A 16,289-nucleotide genomic window follows, 5' to 3' on the forward strand; every position below is an offset into this window, starting at 1 on the left:
TCCCAGCATCTAGCCATATGCGGTCAGATGCACGGATGATGAACATAGCGTAGCGGCGTGTCCGGGTCACCGGGCGGCCCGCCGCCGAACGGGCAACGGCAGAGGTGGCAGGACTTCTCAACAGGAGAGACGCCGCCTTCGCCCTCTTGACACGCTCGGCAGCACGCTCATAATACGTACTCATGTTCGCTAATCGTGCATTCGAGGAGACCTGATGAGCCCTCGTCCGATCCGGATCGGCCTATGCGGCCTCGGCAGCATCGGCGGCGCGGCCGCCCGTCTCCTGCTGGACCACCGGACGGGGTTCGAGATCGTCGGCGCGGCGACCAAGGAACCCGACGCGGTGGGCCGTCCCCTGCACGAGGTGGTGGGCTCGGCCACGCCGGGCGGACCCGTCGTCGTGGACGGGCTCGAACAGGTCCTGGCGGCCGACCCGCAGATCGTCGTCTACGCGACGGGCTCGTTCCTGCGCGACACCGAGGACGACATCGTCGCCTGCGCCCAGGCGGGCGTGGACGTCGTCTCACCCTGCGAGGAACTCGCCTTCCCGTTCACCCGGCACGCCCCGGCGGCGGCGCGCATCGACGCGGCAGCCCGCGCGGGCGGCGCGACCGTCCTCGGCACGGGCGTCAACCCCGGCTTCCTCTTCGACTCGCTCCTCGTCGCCGCGACCGGCGTGTCCTGGGACGTCCGCACGATCCGCGGGAAGCGCGCCGTGGACGTGTCCGGCTTCGGGGAGAACATCCACCGCCGCCTCGGGATCGGCTACACCCCCGAGGAGTTCGAGAAGGGCCACGAGGCGGGCGCGATCGCCGGTCACGTCGGGTTCCCCGAGTCGATCGAGCTCGTCTGCGAGCGGCTCGGCCTGCTGCTCGACGGCCCGGTCACCGAGCGGTTCGTCCCGTTCGTCGCCGAGACCCCGGCCCCGACCCGGTACGGGCACGTGCCCGCCGGGCACACCGAGGGCTTCCTGCAGAAGGCCACCGGACTCGTCGGCGGGGTCCCGTTCGTCGAGATGGAGCTGATCCTGCACCTGCGCCCGGAGAGCGCGGGCTTCGAGACCGTCGACTCGATCACCGTCGAGGGCCTGCACCCGGTCAACCTCACGCTGTCGCCCGGCATGGACGCGATCCCGGCGACGTCGGCGCAGCTCGTGAACAGCATCCCCGGGGTGCTCCAGGCGGCGCCCGGCCTCAGGACCGTGAAGGACCTGCCCGCCGCCGGCGCCTGGCACGACCTGCAGTCCCATCCCTTCCGGTGAAGTGAGCCCCCATGACCCAGACAGCAGCAAACCCGCACAGTCCGGCGGGCGCGTTCACCGGCCTGCCGGTCGGCCCCGCCGACCTGGACGCGGCGCACGAGCTCTACCGCGGCATGACCGTCGTCCGCGCCGTCGAGCTGGAGATCGAGAAGATGCACCGGCTCGGACGCATGTCCGGGTCGTTCCACTCCTCGCTCGGCCAGGAGGCCGCGGCGGTCGGCGTCTGCGCGGCGCTGCGCGGCGGCGACATGGTCACGAGCACCCACCGCGGGCACGGGCACGCGCTCGCCAAGGGCGTGCCCATGGAGGGCGTCTTCGCCGAGCTGTTCGGCCGGACGTCCGGCGTCAGCGGCGGGCGCGGCGGCTCGATGCACCTGCACGACCGGCGCAGCGGGTTCCTCGGCGAGAACGCCATCGTCGCGGGCGGCCTGCCCTGGGCGGCGGGCGCGGCGTGGGCGCGCAGGCGCCGGGCCGGCGGCGACGACATCGCGGTGGCCTTCATCGGCGACGGCGGGTTCGCGCAGGGCGTCACCCACGAGACCCTGCTGCTCGCGCGGTTCTGGGCGAGCCCCTGCCTGATCGTCTGCGAGAACAACGGCCTTGCGCACTCGATGCCGTCCGACCGCCTCTTCGGGCCGCCGGGCAGCATCGCGCGCATCGTCGAGGGGACGGGCGTGCACGCCCGCTACGTCGACGGACGGGACGTGGTCGCCGTGGCCGAGACCGCCAGGGAGATGGTCGCGCGGGTGCGGGCGGGGACTCCGGCGTTCCTCGAATGCGGCGTGTTCCGCGTCCGGCCGCACAGCCTCTCCGACCCCGACTACCGGTACCGGCCGAAGTCGGCCGGGCGGGACTGGATGGCGCTCAACGACCCGATCGCGAACCTCCGCGCCCGGCTGGAGGCGCACCCCGGCAACCGGGTCGCCCGGATCGACGCCGAGGTGGCCGCGGAGATCGAGGCCGCGCGGGACCGGGCCGAGGCGGCCGAGCGGCCCCCCGCGGCCGCCGCGAAATCGTTCGTCTACACCTCCCCGGAGCTGCAGAACCATGCGTGAGGTCAAATACGCCGAAGCGGTGCGCGCCGCGCTGGAGGCCGAGATGGCGGCCGACGAGAGCGTCGTCGTCATGGGCGAGGAGGTCGCGGCGCTCGGCGGGGTCTTCACCGTCACGCAGGGCCTGGCCGAGAGGTTCGGCGAGGACCGGGTGCTGGACTCGCCGATCGCCGAGGCGGGCGTGGTGGGCTTCGCGATCGGCGCCGCCGCCGAGGGCATGCGCCCGGTCGTCGAGATCATGTTCTCGGACTTCGTCCTGCTGGCCCTCGACCAGATCATCAACCTCGGCGCGAAGATCCGCTACATGAGCAACGGCCAGTTCAGCGTGCCGCTGACCATCCGGATGCCGGGCGGCGGGGGCACCAACCACGGCCCGCAGCACTCGCAGAGCCTGGAGAGCCTGTTCGCGCACGTCCCGGGGCTGGTCGTCGCGATGCCGAGCAACGTCTCGGACGCCTACTGGATGCTCCGGCACGCTATACGTTCCGACGATCCCGTGATTTTCTTGGAGAGCAAGAACCTGTATTTCCGCACTTCAGGGGATATCGATGCGCGCACCGGCCCGGACGGTTTCGGGGCCAGGGTCGCGCGCGCCGGGGACGACCTCACCGTCGTGTCGGCCGGGCGGATGGTCGAGCGCTGCGAGCTGGCGGCCGCGGAGCTCGCCGCCGAGGGCGTCGCGTGCGAGGTTATCGACCTCCGCTACCTGTGGCCCCTGGACACCGCCTCGATCGAGGCGTCGCTGAGGCGGACGGGCAAGCTCGCCGTCGTCTCCGAGGCCGTCGAGTTCTGCGGCTGGGGCGGCGAGGTCGCCGCGTGGGCGGGCGAGCACTGCTTCGAGAGCCTCGACGGGCCGGTCGTGCGGGTCGGCTCCGAACGCGTCCCGATCCCCTACGGGCACGCCCTTGAGGACGAGATCGTCCCCACCGCCGAACGCATCGCCGGCGAACTGCGCAAGCTCGCGATCTACTGACCGTCGCCGCGGCGACCTGAGAGCAGGAACGTCTCCATGAGGTTTGCAGTCGACACCGGTGGCACTTTCACCGACCTGGTCATCGAGGACGAGGGCCGCCTGAGCGTCCACAAGAGCTCCACCGTGCCCGCGGACCCGATCCAGGGCATTCTCAACGCGTTCGAGGTCGCCGCCGCCGACCGCGGGTGCACGCGGCGGGAGCTGCTGGAGCGCGGCACGATGCTCGTCCACGGCACCACGCGCGGGCTGAACGCGGTGCTGACGAAGAAGGTGGCGCGGACGGCGTTCCTCACGACCGAGGGCCATCCCGACATCCTGCTGCTCCGCGAGGGCGGTAGGCGCGACATCTTCAACCAGCGGCAGCCGTACCCAGAGCCGTACGTCCCGCGCTCGCTCACCTTCGAGATCCCCGAGCGCGTCGGCGCCCAGGGCGAGGTGGTCAGGGAGCTGGACGAGCAGGCCGTGGCCGACCTCGCGGGCAGGCTGCGCCGGGAGCGGGTCGAGGCCGTCGCGGTGTGCCTGCTGTGGTCCATCGCCAACCCCGTCCACGAGCTGCGGGTCGGCGAGCTGCTGCGGGAGCTGCTGCCGGACGTCCCGGTGACGCTCTCGCACCAGCTCAACCCCTGCGTCCGGGAGTACCGGCGCGCGTCGGCGACCGCGATCGACGCCTCGCTCAAGCCGCTGATGACCGCCTACATCAGCGGGCTCCAGGGGCGGCTGCGGGACGCGGGCTTCGCCGGCCGGGTGCTCATGGTCACCTCCGCGGGCGGGGCGCTCGACGCCGAGGACGTGGCGGCGTCCCCGATCCACTCGCTGAACTCCGGCCCCGCGATGGCCCCCGTCGCCGGACGCTTCTTCGCCGACCTGGACACCACGGCGTCCATGGCCATCGTCGCCGACACCGGCGGGACCAGCTACGACGTCAGCGTCGTGCGGAACGGCCGGATCCCGTGGACGCGCGAGTCCTGGATCGGCGAGCCGTTCCGCGGCCACATGACCGGGTTCCCGTCGGTCGACGTGCGCAGCGTCGGCGCGGGCGGCGGCAGCATCGCGTGGGTGGACGCGGGCGGGCTCCTGCACGTCGGGCCGCAGAGCGCGGGCGCCGACCCCGGCCCGGTCTGCTACGGGCGGGGCGGCACCAGCCCCACGATGACCGACGCGTGCCTCGTCCTCGGCTACCTCGACCCCGGCTACTTCCTCGGCGGGCGCTCGGCGCTCGACCTGGAGGCGGCCCGCGAGGCGATCAGGACGCAGATCGCGGAGCCGCTCGGACTGGACGTGATGGAGGCGGCGGGCGCCGTCTACCGGCTCGCGACCGAGCGCATGGTCGGCGCCATCGAGGAGATCAGCGGGCAGAAGGGCATCGACGTCGCGCAGGCCGTCCTGGTCGGCGGCGGCGGCGCGGCCGGGTTCAACACCGTGGCGATCGCGCGGCGGCTCGGCTGCCGGGAGGTCATCGTCCCGATCATGGGCCCGGCGCTGAGCGCGGCGGGCGCGCTGATCTCCGACCTGTCGCGCGGCTTCGAGACGACGTTCCGGACCACCACCGAGGCGTTCGACTTCGCGGGCGTCAACGCGGTGCTCGCCGACCTCGCGGTCCGGGCCCGGGACTTCATCGCCGGGCCGGGCGCGGGCGCCGTCGAGACGTCCGTCGAGTTCTCCGTCGAGGCGCGCTATCCGAGCCAGGTGTGGGAACTGGAAGTGCAGCTCGGCTCGGAGGGGTCGCTGGACGCCGAAGGGCTCGAACGGCTGAAGAAGGCGTTCCACGAGGTGCACCGGGACGCGTTCGCCGTGGACGACCCCGGCTCGCCGATCGAGTTCGAGAGCTGGCACGTCCGGGCGCGCTGCCGCATCACCGACCCCGTCCTGCCCGAGGCCGGGACGGGCGACGGCGCGCACCTGGAACGTGACATCTACCTGCCGGGCGTCGGGCTCGTGCGCGCGGAGGTCTGGCGGCTGGAGTCGGTGCCGGTCGGCGCGGAGCTGCGCGGACCGGCGATCGTCGAGTCGGCGACCACGACGATCGTCGTGGACGACGGCGCCGTGTTCACCCGCCGCGCCAGCGGCACCATCCACGTCGTCCCCGGGACGAGGGCGGCCGCCGCCCCGGCCGCGGACGCCGCCGGCGGACGAGGGGGCAAGTGACGATGGACGGCGTGCGCATGGCGGTGATCAGCAACCGCCTGAACGTGGTCGTGGAGGCCATGATGAACACGGTCTTCCGGTCCAGCCGGTCGGGGGTCCTGAACAGCGCCCACGACTTCTCCTGCTGCATCGTCAGCGCCGACCACGAACTGGTGATGGGCGCGGAGAGCCTGCCCATCCACATGATGAGCGGCCCCGACCTGATCTCGAAGGCGGTGCTGCGTTTCCACCCCGAGATGCGGCGCGGCGACGCCTACCTGCACAACTCGCCGTACAACGGCAACTCGCACGCCGCCGACCACGCGATGCTGGTGCCGGTCGTGGACGACGAGGGCGTCCACCGGTTCTCGGTCCTCGCGAAGGCCCACCAGGCCGACTGCGGCAACTCCAAGCCGACGACCTACATGACGGACGCCCGCGACGTCTACGAGGAGGGCACCCTCCTGTTCGACGCCTGCCGCGTCCAGACCGACTACCAGGACAACGACGACATCCTCCGCATGCTGCGGCTCCGCGTCCGGGTGCCGGACCAGTGGTGGGGCGACTACCTCGCGCTGATCGGCGCGGTGCGCCTCGGGGAGCGCCGCATCCTCGAACTGGGCGAGGAGCTCGGCTGGGACGTGCTCCAGGAGTTCGTCGACGAGTGGCTCGCCTACAGCGAGGGCCGGATGCGCGACGCCATCGCCGGACTCCCCGCCGGGCGGCTGAACCTCACCACCAGGCACGATCCTTTCCCCGGCATCCCCGAGGGCCTGGACATCAAGATCGGCATCGACATCCGGTCGGCGGACGAGGAGATCCACGTCGACCTCACCGACAACGTCGACTGCCTGCCGAACGGCCTGAACCTCACCGAGTCGACGGCCGCCACGGCGGCCCTGATCGGCGTCTTCAACTCCGTCGGCGAGGGCGTGCCGCCGAACGCGGGAAGCCTGCGCCGGGTGAAGGTCCGGTTGCGGGACGGCAGCGCCGTGGGCGTCCCCGTCCACCCGCACAGCTGCTCGGCGGCGACCACCAACCTGGCCGACCGGGTGACGAACGCCGTCCAGCGCGGCATGGCGGAACTGGCCGAGGGCATCGGACTGGCCGAGTGCGGCGCCGTCATTCCGGCGGCGGCGGCGGTCGTGTCGGGCGTCGACCCGAGGTCGGGCGGGCGGCCGTTCGTCAACCAGATCTTCCTCGCGGTGACCGGCGGGGCCGCCACCCCCTGGTCGGACGCCTGGCTGACGATCTTCCACGTGGGCTGCGCGGGCATGCTCCGCCGGGACAGCGTGGAGATCGCGGAGATGACGCACCCCATCCGGGTGACCCGGCAGCGGCTCGTCCAGGACACCGAGGGCGCGGGACGGTTCCGCGGCGCCCCCTCGGCGGAAGTCGAGTACGGGCCGGTGGGGACGTCCATGACGGTCGTCTACGGCTCCGACGGCGCGGTCTTCCCGGCGCTCGGCGTGCGCGGCGGCGGCGCGGGCGGCCTCACCCGGCACCTGCGCCGCGACCGCGCGGGCGAGCTCACCGAACTGTCCTCGCAGGGCCTCGTCGAACTCGCGGACGGCGAGCGCATCGTGTCGATCACCGCCGGCGGGGGCGGGTACGGGCCCCCGGCGGAGCGCGACCCCGACCACGTCCGGGAGGACGTGCGCGAGGGCTGGATCAGCCCAGAGCGCGCGCGGGACGTCTACCGCGTCTCCCTGCGTCCGGACCTGTCGATCGATGAAGCCGCGACAGCGCGGTTGCGCGCGGAGCAAGCGTCCAGTTGACCGCCTTCCAAGGCTTCTTTGAGAGAGGGCTCCGCGCATGGACGTCCCCGTCACCATGCCGCAACTCGGTGAAAGCGTCACCGAGGGCACCGTCACCCGCTGGCTGAAAGGCGCGGGCGACTCCGTCGAGGCCGACGAACCCCTGCTGGAGGTGTCGACCGACAAGGTGGACACGGAGATCCCCTCGCCCGCCGCCGGGATCCTCCGGTCGATCCTCGTCCAGGAGGACGAGACGGTCGACACCGGCACGCAGCTCGCGACGATCACCGAGGCCGTCCCGGCGGCCGCGCTACCCGCCGTCCCGCCGCCGCCCGCCCCGGTCGCGCGGACTCCGCACCCGGTGGCGCCTGATCGGGGCAATGGCGTCGCGGTTAGGAGCCGGGCTCGTTCCGGGGGTTACGTGACGCCGTTCGTCCGGACGCTCGCGCGCGAGCACGGAGTCGACCTGGCGTCACTGCGGCCGTCCAGAAGCGGCGACCGCGTCCGGCGGGGCGACGTCCTGGCGGCCGCGCGCCCGCCGCACCCGCCGCAGCCGCCGCCTATCGCCCCTGTCCCGCAGGCGGTGCGGGGAGGGGCGGTCGTGGGGATCGGTCCGGCGCGGCGGGCCTTCGCCGCGAGCGCGCTGGAGTCGCTGCGCACCAGCGCGCACCTGACCACCGTCGTGGAGGCGGACGTCACCGAGACCGTCCGGTCGTGCGAGGCGGCCGCCGCGTCCTTCCGGGCGCGCGAGGGCGTCGAGCTGACCTTGCGGCCGTTCCTCGCCCTCGCCGCGCTGAGCGCGCTCAGGGCGCACCCGATCCTCGGAGCGCGCGTCGACCTGGACCGGAAGGAGATCGTCCACCCGGACGGGACGCACCTCGCCGTCCCGGTCGACACGCCGGACGGGCCGGTGGCGCCGGTGATCCGGGACGCCGGGCGCCTCAACCTGGCCGGGCTCGCCCGCGCGCTGGACGATCTCCACGACCGGGCGCGGACCGGCCGCCTCGCCCCCGAGGAGCTGAGCGGCGCCACGTTCACGCTCGACGACCGGAGCGCGGAAGGGGCCCTGTTCGCCACGGCGGTCATCGCGCAGCCGCAGGTCGCGGTCCTCGGCGCGGGCGCGGTCACGAGGCGGCCCGTGGCCGTGGCGCATCCGGCGCTGGGCGAGGTCGTCGCGGTGCGGTCGATGCTCTGCCTCGCGCTCACCTACGACCACCGGCTGATCGACGGCGCCGACGCGGCGCGCTTCCTGACGGCGGTGGCCGAGCGCCTGGCGGACGGCGGGCCCGCCACCGGCCCCGGCGGCTGAGACGGCGGCCTCCCGGGACCGCCCGGGAGGCCGCGCCGCACACCGCCCCACCGGGCGCACCCGGCGCGGCCTCCGTTCACATCACGCATTCATGCTCGCATGGCGCACCGCGTGTGCCCCGTGACCACTGGACACCCCTTCCACCAGGAGTTTCTCGATGAAGTTCGGTCTCGCCGTCTTCGCGACGGATCAGGGCCTGACGCCCGCGGACCTCGCGCGGCTCGCCGAGGACGGCGGTTTCGAGTCGCTGTTCTTCCCGGAGCACACGCACATGCCCGTCGAGCGCACGGCGCATTTCAAGCCGGAGGGCGGTGACGTGCCGCCCGAGTACGCGCGGACCCTCGACCCGTTCGTCGCGCTCACGGCCGTCGCGTGCGCGACCAGCGCGCTCCGGGTCGGCACCGGCATCTGCCTGGTCTCCCAGCGGGACCCGATCACGACGGCGAAGGAGGTCGCGACGCTGGACCTGCTGTCCGGCGGACGGTTCCTGTTCGGCGTCGCGGCGGGGTGGAACCGCGAGGAGCTGGAGAACCACGGCACCGACCCCAAGCGGCGCCTCTCGGTGATGGCGGACCGGATAAAGGCGATGCGGACGATCTGGACCGAGGACGTCGCCACATACTCGGGGCCTTACGTCTCGTTCGACCGCATCCAGTCGTGGCCCAAGCCCGTCCAGTCGCCGGTCCCGATCCTCATCGGCGGGAACGGCCCCACCGTTCTGGACCGCGTCCTGTCCTACGGGACCGAGTGGCTGCCCGAACCGGCCCCCGACCTCCCCGACCGCATCGCGGAGTACCGCGAGCGGGCGCGCGCCGCCGGATGGGCCGACGCGCCCGTGACCGTCTACGGCTGCGACCCCGCCGACGTCGACCGCTACGCGGAGGCGGGGGCGCACCGGTGCGTGTTCTGGCTGCCGCCCGGCGACGCCGACGGCGCCCGCCGCCGGGTGGCCGAGCTTCGCGCCGCCCTGCGTCTGGACGGGCAGTGAAAATGAATAGGCGATCGTATGGTGAATCCGCCGCCGTCTCAGAGCGTTTGCCGATCACCCGTATTGACGCCTCTTCCTGCATTGATGTCAGACAGTCGACAACCTTGACCGCGGAATACCCGCGCGTTAGCGTGATTTCACTTCGCGAACATGCGCACGCATGTCGATCGAACCTGGAGGAGACATGGCGCATCCACACCTCATGAGGCGCCGGTGGCCGGCCGTGGTCGCCGCCGGAGCGACGCTGGCCGGGGCGGTGGCGTGCTCGACCGCCTCCGACCGCAAGGAGGGCGGCGCGGGCTCCCTCGCCTGCAAGGACGGGAAGGTCCTGGTCGGCGTCGCCAAGGCCGACAGCGGGTTCGCCTCGTTCTTCGACGTCGCGGGGAAGCGCGGGCTCCAGGTCGCGATCCAGGAGATCAACGCCCGGGGCGGGATCAAGGGCTGCAAGATCGAGACCATCACCGGCGACACCAAGTCCGACCCCGCCGTCGCCGCGCAGGTCGCGCGCTCGCTCATCGCGAAGGGCGCCCAGATCCTGGTGGTCGCCGACGACTTCGACACCGGCGTCGCCGCCGCCCGCATCGGCCAGCGGGAGGGGCTGCTGACGCTGTCGCTCGCGGCCTCGTCCACCGTCTTCGGCAAGGCCGTCGGCGACCGCTTCTTCAGCGGCGGGATCACCACCACCGAGCTCGGGCTGGCGCAGGCGAAGTTCTCCCTGGACCGCAAGTGGCGGACCACCTTCCAGGTGCTCGACCCCGGACTCGCCTACTTCACCGAGCAGGACACCGCCTACCGGAAGCTGTACGAGGGCGGCGGCGGCAAGGTGAGCGGGGTCGACCGGGTCGACTCGCTCGGCGGGCAGTCCGACTTCAGCTCCACCATCTCCAAGATCAAGGCCGCGAAGCCCGACGTCGTCCAGGCCCTGGCGGTCTTCCCGGCGGTCGGCACCTTCGTCAAGCAGCTCCGGGCCGCCGGAGTGGACACGCCGGTGCTCGGCAACATCACCCTCCAGACGCGGGAGCTGCCGAAGCTCGTCGGAACCGGCCGGGCCGACAAGATCTACTACGCCGCCCAGGTCTACTTCGACGGGGCGGGCGTCGACCCGAAGACCGACCCGGCCGTCACGAAGTTCGCCGAGGCGTACCAGAAGATGTTCGGGCACTTCCCCGAGCAGGCCAACGCGCCGGGCGCCTACCAGACGTTCCTGGCCGTCGACACCGCGCTCCAGCGCAAGGACGTCACCGACGCCGCGTCGGCCGCCAAGGCGATCCGCGAGCAGCGCGGCCTCAAGGTCCCCGGCGGCACCCTCGACCACTGGAAGGACGGCTACGCCGTCTGGAGCCCGACGATCGTCGGCCTCGAAGGCGGCAAGCTCAAGTCCGTCACCGCCTACAACGCGACGGCGATCAGGAACGAGGCGTCATGACCGCAGCGAAGCGAGGATCATGGCGCGCTCGCCCCGGGGGTCTGGGGGTCGTCCCCCAGAAAGGTAGGGCGTCATGACCGCAGCGAATTTCCTGGAAGGTGGGGCGGCGTGAATGCGGCGTCTGCGCCTGCCTCGCGGACGCGGAGTCCGGGGCGGGAGGCGGAGGGGGCGCTGCTGCGGGTGACCGGGGCGGTCAAGCGGTTCTCCGGGCTCACCGCGCTGGACGGCGTCGACCTGGCCCTGGCGGCGGGCGAGGTGCTGGGGCTGATCGGGCCGAACGGCTCGGGCAAGACCACGCTCGTCAACTGCGTCTCCGGGGCGCTCCGGATCGACCAGGGCGAGATCCGGTTGGACGGCCGCGACATCACCCGCGCGTCCCGCGCCCGCCGCGCCAAGGGCGGCATCGCCAGGACGTTCCAGAACCTCAAGCTGTTCGGCGAGCTGACCGTGCGGGAGAACGTGCTCGTCGGCCTCAACGCGTCCTCGGGGGCGACGTCCCCGAAGGACGTGGAGGGCCTGCTGCGGAGCCTGCGCGTGGACGACGTCGCCCGCGAGATCGTCTCCACCCTGTCCTACGGCACGCAGCGCCGGGTGGAGATCGCGCGGGCGCTCGCCGGGAACCCGCGGGTGCTGCTGCTCGACGAGCCCGCCGCCGGGCTGAACGACGGCGAGACCGCCGAGCTGCGGGAGCTGATCCACGAGATCCGGAGCGAGCGGGGATGCGGCGTCCTGGTCATCGACCACGACATGAACCTCGTCCTTGGCATCAGCGACCGGGTCCAGGTCCTCGACGAGGGCGCCGTCATCTATGAAGGCGCGCCGCGGGAGGCGTTCAAGCAGCCCCGCGTCGTGGCGGCGTACCTGGGGGCCGAATGAGCGCGCAACCACTCCTGGAGGTCTCGGACCTCGTGGTCGGCTACGGCGCCACGAAGGTGCTGAAGGGCGTCTCCCTCACCGTCGCCCCGGGCGAGGCCGTCGCCGTGCTCGGCGCCAACGGGGCGGGCAAGTCGACGCTGATGAAGGTGATCTCCGGCCTGCTCGCCCCGTGGGAGGGCGCCGTCCGGTTCGGCGGCGAGGACGTGACGGGCCTGCCCGCCGAGGAGCGCGCCGCCCTCGGGATCGCGCTCGCCCCGGAGGGGCGCGGCATCTTCGCGACCCTGTCGATCGAGGAGAACCTCCTGATCGGCGCCACCTGCCTGCGGCGGCGGATGTCGACCGCCGAACGGCGCGCGCACGAGCGCGAGGTGCTCGACCGGGTGTACGGGACGTTCCCCGTCCTCGCCAAGCGGCGGACGTCCAGGGGCTGCGACCTGTCCGGCGGCCAGCAGCAGATGCTCGCGATCGGGCGGGCGCTGATGGCCGCGCCGAAGCTGCTCGTCCTGGACGAGCCCTGCCTGGGCCTCGCGCCGAAGATGGGAAACGAGGTGTACACCGTGCTCCGAAGCCTCCGCGAGGCGGGGCAGAGCCTGATCGTCGTGGAGGAGTCGTCCCGGCGGGCCCTCGACTTCGTCGACCGCGCCTGCTGCCTGAAGCTCGGCGAGAAGGTCCTCGACGGCGACGCGGCGGAGATGAAGGCCGACGAGCTGCTCATCGAGGCGTACTTCGGGCTGAAGGGGGCCGAGCGATGACGGCGCTCGTCCAGCACGTGCTCGACGCCCTGAGCGTCGGCTCCACCTACGCCCTGCTCGCGCTCGGCCTGACGCTGGTGTTCAGCGTCATGAACCTGATCAACTTCGCCTACGGGCTGCTGCTGGTGTGGGGCGGCTACGGGGCCTGCGTCCTGGTCGACGCGGGCCTGCCGTTCGTCCTCGTGGTCCCGCTGTGCATCCTGTTCGTCACCGCGCTGTCGATGGCGATGGGACGGGTCGCCTTCCGGCCCTTCATCGGCGCGCCGCAGATCACCCTGCTGATCACCTCGTTCGGCGTGCTGCTGATCATGCAGTACGTCGCGATCCTGATCTTCGGTGAGAAGCCCCGGGTGCTGAACACCCCGGACTTCCTGACCGGTGTCATCGCGGCGGGCGGGCTGCGCGTCCCGGTGCTCCAGGTCGTCACCATCGCGGGCGGCGCGCTCGTCGTCGCCGCCTTCTACGGGCTGCTCCACCGCACCCCGTTCGGCGCCCACCTGCGCGCCGCCGCGGAGTCGCCGGAGACCGCCCGGCTGATGGGGATCCGGCCCGACCGCGTGCTGATGATCGCCTTCGGCATCAGCGGCGCGATCGCCGGAGTGGTCGGGCTGCTCTGGTTCGCCAAGGTCGGCGCGGTGACCCCGCGGTCCGACCTGGAGCCCACCCTGAAGGCGTTCATCGCGATCGTCCTCGGCGGCCTCGGCCGCACCTCGGGCGCCATGCTCGGCGGGCTCGCGCTCGGCGGGATCGAGGTCGGCATGAACGTCGTCCTTCCGTCCGGGGCGATCACCTACGCGCAGGCGATCGTCTTCGCGGTCGTCATCGCCCTACTCGTGCTGCGGCCCGGCGGGCTCAGCGGCGCCCGAACGGAGGCCGCCTGATGATCAGGCTCGCACTGCGCAAGGACAGCCCGCCCGACCTGCGCGGACGCCTCGGCGCCACGGCCGGGGCGCTGCTGGCGGCGGGCGTGGTGACGCTGCTCGGCGCCCTGCTGTTCCTCGCGCCGACGATGGCGGAGATCGTCCTGCTGTTCGGCATCAACGCCATCCTGGTGATCGGGTTCCAGGTGTTCGTCGGCAACACCGGCATCGTCTCGTTCGGCCACGTCGCGTTCATGGCCGTCGGCGCGTACGCGGGCGGCATCGCCGCGATGCCGGTGATCGACAAGGAGGTCACCCTGCCGGACCTGCCGGGCCCGCTCGCGGGCTTCGAGGTGGGGTTCCTGCCCGCGCTGCTGATCGGCGGCGCCGCCGCCGCGCTCCTCGCGCTGCTCACCGGGCCCGCGCTGATGCGCCTGTCGGGGGCGGCGGCGTCCATCGCCACCCTGGGCCTGCTGATCATCGTCAGCAACGTCATCGCCCAGGCGACGCCGCTGACGCGCGGGCCGCAGTCGCTGTTCGGCGTCCCGGAGAACACCACGTTCGCCGGGGTCTACGCGTGCCTCGCCGTCGTGGCGGTGCTCAGCGCGTGGTTCAAGTGGTCGGCGGCGGGGCTGCGGGCCCGCGCCGTCCGGGACCAGCCCGCGGCGGCGGAGGCGGCCGGGGTGTCGGTGCTGCGCTCGCGGCTGTGGGCGTTCGTCCTGTCGGCGTTCATCACCGGCATCGCCGGGGCCCTGTACGCGCAACTGCTCACCGCGTTCTCTCCCGGGTCGTTCTACATCCCGCAGCTCGTCCTGGTGATCGCCATGGCGATCGTCGGAGGCATCGGGGGCATCAGCGGGGCGCTGCTCGGCACGGCCGTGATCACCGTCATCAACGAGGTGCTGCGCAAGGTCGAGAGCGGCGTGTCGATCGCGGGCGTCGACGTCCACGCGCCGAGCGGGATCTCGTTCGCCGCGCTCGGCGTCGCCTTGATCCTGATGCTGCGGTGGCGTCCGAGCGGACTGCTCGGTGCCTCGGAGGTGCAGTTCGAGGGCCGGACGCCCGCGTCCCCGGAGCCCGGGACGGCCGCCCCGCCGGTCAGGCCACCCGCCGAGGTCGCCGCGGAGGAGTGAGGCCCGACACGGCGAGAGGGGGAGGCGTCCGGTCGCCTCCCCCTCTTCGGTCTTCGGCGCTAGACGTCCAGGACGATCTCCGGGGTCGCGGCGCGGGAGACGCAGGCGTGCATGCGGTCCGCCGTGTCGGCGGTCAGCAGGGAGTCGCGGTGCTGGGGGACGCCGTCCAGCACCGTGACGGCGCACGAGCCGCACACCCCCTTCAGGCAGCCGCCCGCGACGCGCACGCCCGCGCGGCGAAGCGCGGTGAGGAGGCTGACCCCGGCGTCCACCGGAACCCGCAGCCCCGAGCGCGCGCACACGGCCTCGAACGGCTCGCTTGGGCCGAAGTCCCTCGGAACGGGAAGGAAGCGCTCGACGTGGAAGGTCCCCGCAGGCCACCCGGCCACGGCCTCCTCCGCGGCCTCGACGAAGCCGGGGGAGCCGCAGCAGTAGACGGCCGTCCCCTCCTCGAACGGCCCGACGTACTCGCGGACGTCCAGCCGCCCTTCGGTGCTCGTGGCCCGCAGCGTCACCGCCTCGCCCAGCTCGGCCAGCTCGTCGCGGAACGCGGCCTCCTCCGGCGTCCGGACGCTGTAGGCCAGCCTCCACGGGATCCCGGCGTCCCGCGCCCGCTCGACCATCGGCAGGATCGGCGTGATCCCGACCCCGGCGGCCAGGAAGACGTAGCGCTCCGCCGGGCGCAGCACGAAGTGGTTGCGCGGCTCCCACACCCGCACCTGCTTGCCGACGCGCAGGTACGTGTGCATGTAGGCGGACGCGCCCCGGGACAGCCGCTCCCTGAGCACCGCGATGCGGTAGCTGGACCTGTCGGCGGGGCTCCCGCACAGGGAGTACTGCCGGAGATGGCGCGTGACCAGCTGGACGTCGATGTGGGCGCCCGGCTCCCAGGCCGGGAGCGGGCCCCCGGCCGGGTCCGCGAGCCGGAGGGACACGATGTCGCGGGCCGGACGGTCGATCCCCGTCACGGTCAGGAGGCGCCCGCCTTCACGGATCATCATCTCAGTAGAGCTCCTGGTAGCCGTCGTCGAAGAGGCGGTCGAGCCGTTCGGCGTCGAGCCCCTCCGTGGCCGCCGCGTCCGCCCAGAAGGTGCCGGGGGAGGGGATCTCGCCCGCCAGGTCGCGCATGTCCTCCTCCCAGAGCCGCGATCTCAGCAGCGACCGGCCGCAGTGCAGGTAGGCTTCGTCGACCTCGACGAGGGTGGCCAGCTCGGGACGCACGTCGTCCTGCTCCAGCATCGTCCGGAGGTCCTCGTCGTCGGTGATGTACGCGCGTCCGTTCACGCGGAGGGTCTCCACCACCCCCGGGACGAAGAAGAGCAGCCCGACGTGCGGGTTCTCGGCGATGTTGGAGAAGGAGTCGCCCAGCTTGTTGCCGAGCCGGTCGGGGATGACGAGCGTCCGCTCGTCGAGCGCGCGGACGAATCCGGGATAGTCGCCGCGGGGCGTGCAGTCGGCCGCGCCGGAAGCGTCCGCGGTGGCCATGCAGCAGAACGGCGAGTGGGCGATGAAGGCCAGGCAGTTCCGGTCGAGGTGATCGATGATCTTCAGCCGGGTCTCCGGGTCGGGGTCGCCCAGCAGGCCGCGCGTCTCGGCGGCGCCGAGCCGCCGGTAGGCCGTCCGCCACGGCGTCGCGACCGCACCGGCGGCGGCGGTTCCCCGGCGCCCCTCGGATGCGAGCCGGATCTGTTCACGATTCGACTGCACGCTCATATCGTGAGCATACTCTGCTCTCCCTGGCCGGAGAAGGTCCGCCCTGGTCGGTGCGCGCCCGACCC

Annotated in this window: 14 protein-coding genes; 12 read left to right on the forward strand and 2 right to left on the reverse strand. The window is 72.6% G+C overall.

Annotated elements, in window-relative coordinates:
- Positions 1 to 214: 214 nt before the first annotated feature.
- The 12 genes from ACH01S_RS23735 to ACH01S_RS23790 all read left to right on the forward strand — a co-directional run bounded on the left by ACH01S_RS23735 (position 215) and on the right by ACH01S_RS23790 (position 14,511).
- Positions 215 to 1,261 carry an NAD(P)H-dependent amine dehydrogenase family protein gene (locus tag ACH01S_RS23735; RefSeq protein WP_067895420.1) on the forward strand — a complete coding sequence of 349 codons (1,047 nt, stop codon included), beginning with the start codon at positions 215 to 217 and terminating at the stop codon, positions 1,259 to 1,261.
- Between the two features lie 11 nt (positions 1,262 to 1,272).
- Entirely contained in the window at positions 1,273 to 2,316 is a 1,044-nt protein-coding gene (locus ACH01S_RS23740) for a thiamine pyrophosphate-dependent dehydrogenase E1 component subunit alpha (protein ID WP_083981045.1), read from the forward strand.
- The gene (locus ACH01S_RS23745) at positions 2,309 to 3,286 is read left to right on the forward strand and encodes an alpha-ketoacid dehydrogenase subunit beta (RefSeq protein WP_067895422.1); all 978 of its coding nucleotides are present in this window, start codon (positions 2,309 to 2,311) and stop codon (positions 3,284 to 3,286) included. The genes ACH01S_RS23740 and ACH01S_RS23745 overlap by 8 nt, the downstream gene beginning before the upstream one ends.
- 36 nt (positions 3,287 to 3,322) lie before the next feature.
- On the forward strand, positions 3,323 to 5,431 hold the full coding sequence (locus ACH01S_RS23750; protein WP_067895425.1) for a hydantoinase/oxoprolinase family protein: 2,109 nt from the start codon (positions 3,323 to 3,325) through the stop codon (positions 5,429 to 5,431).
- A 2-nt stretch (positions 5,432 to 5,433) separates the two neighbouring features.
- Entirely contained in the window at positions 5,434 to 7,188 is a 1,755-nt protein-coding gene (locus tag ACH01S_RS23755; protein WP_067895428.1) for a hydantoinase B/oxoprolinase family protein, read from the forward strand.
- Between the two features lie 37 nt (positions 7,189 to 7,225).
- Entirely contained in the window at positions 7,226 to 8,476 is a 1,251-nt protein-coding gene (locus ACH01S_RS23760) for a 2-oxo acid dehydrogenase subunit E2 (RefSeq protein ID WP_067895431.1), read from the forward strand.
- 157 nt (positions 8,477 to 8,633) lie between these two features.
- The gene (locus tag ACH01S_RS23765) at positions 8,634 to 9,464 is read left to right on the forward strand and encodes an LLM class F420-dependent oxidoreductase (protein WP_067895434.1); all 831 of its coding nucleotides are present in this window, start codon (positions 8,634 to 8,636) and stop codon (positions 9,462 to 9,464) included.
- Positions 9,465 to 9,666: 202 nt separating this feature from the next.
- Positions 9,667 to 10,890 carry an ABC transporter substrate-binding protein gene (locus ACH01S_RS23770; RefSeq protein WP_067895437.1) on the forward strand — a complete coding sequence of 408 codons (1,224 nt, stop codon included), beginning with the start codon at positions 9,667 to 9,669 and terminating at the stop codon, positions 10,888 to 10,890.
- Positions 10,891 to 10,998: 108 nt separating this feature from the next.
- Positions 10,999 to 11,766: an ABC transporter ATP-binding protein gene (locus tag ACH01S_RS23775; RefSeq protein WP_218010366.1), complete on the forward strand. Its 768-nt coding sequence runs from the start codon at positions 10,999 to 11,001 to the stop codon at positions 11,764 to 11,766.
- Entirely contained in the window at positions 11,763 to 12,518 is a 756-nt protein-coding gene (locus ACH01S_RS23780; protein WP_067895441.1) for an ABC transporter ATP-binding protein, read from the forward strand. The genes ACH01S_RS23775 and ACH01S_RS23780 overlap by 4 nt, the downstream gene beginning before the upstream one ends.
- Positions 12,515 to 13,399, forward strand: a complete 885-nt coding sequence (locus ACH01S_RS23785) for a branched-chain amino acid ABC transporter permease (protein ID WP_067895444.1) — start codon at positions 12,515 to 12,517, stop codon at positions 13,397 to 13,399. Before ACH01S_RS23780 ends, ACH01S_RS23785 begins: the two co-directional genes overlap by 4 nt.
- The gene (locus tag ACH01S_RS23790) at positions 13,399 to 14,511 is read left to right on the forward strand and encodes a branched-chain amino acid ABC transporter permease (RefSeq protein ID WP_083981047.1); all 1,113 of its coding nucleotides are present in this window, start codon (positions 13,399 to 13,401) and stop codon (positions 14,509 to 14,511) included. Before ACH01S_RS23785 ends, ACH01S_RS23790 begins: the two co-directional genes overlap by 1 nt.
- Positions 14,512 to 14,570: 59 nt before the next feature.
- On the opposite strand, the gene ACH01S_RS23795 is transcribed toward ACH01S_RS23790, so the two are convergent.
- Together ACH01S_RS23795 and ACH01S_RS23800 are read right to left on the reverse strand one after the other, a co-directional pair.
- Positions 14,571 to 15,512 (reverse strand): PDR/VanB family oxidoreductase, encoded by a 942-nt coding sequence (locus ACH01S_RS23795; protein ID WP_218010367.1) that lies wholly within the window; start codon positions 15,510 to 15,512, stop codon positions 14,571 to 14,573.
- A 1-nt stretch (position 15,513) separates the two neighbouring features.
- Positions 15,514 to 16,224 carry an MSMEG_1061 family FMN-dependent PPOX-type flavoprotein gene (locus ACH01S_RS23800; RefSeq protein WP_083981048.1) on the reverse strand — a complete coding sequence of 237 codons (711 nt, stop codon included), beginning with the start codon at positions 16,222 to 16,224 and terminating at the stop codon, positions 15,514 to 15,516.
- Positions 16,225 to 16,289 lie beyond the last annotated feature (65 nt).

This window comes from Actinomadura chibensis NBRC 106107, assembly GCF_001552135.1.
GTDB lineage: Bacteria > Actinomycetota > Actinomycetes > Streptosporangiales > Streptosporangiaceae > Spirillospora > Spirillospora chibensis.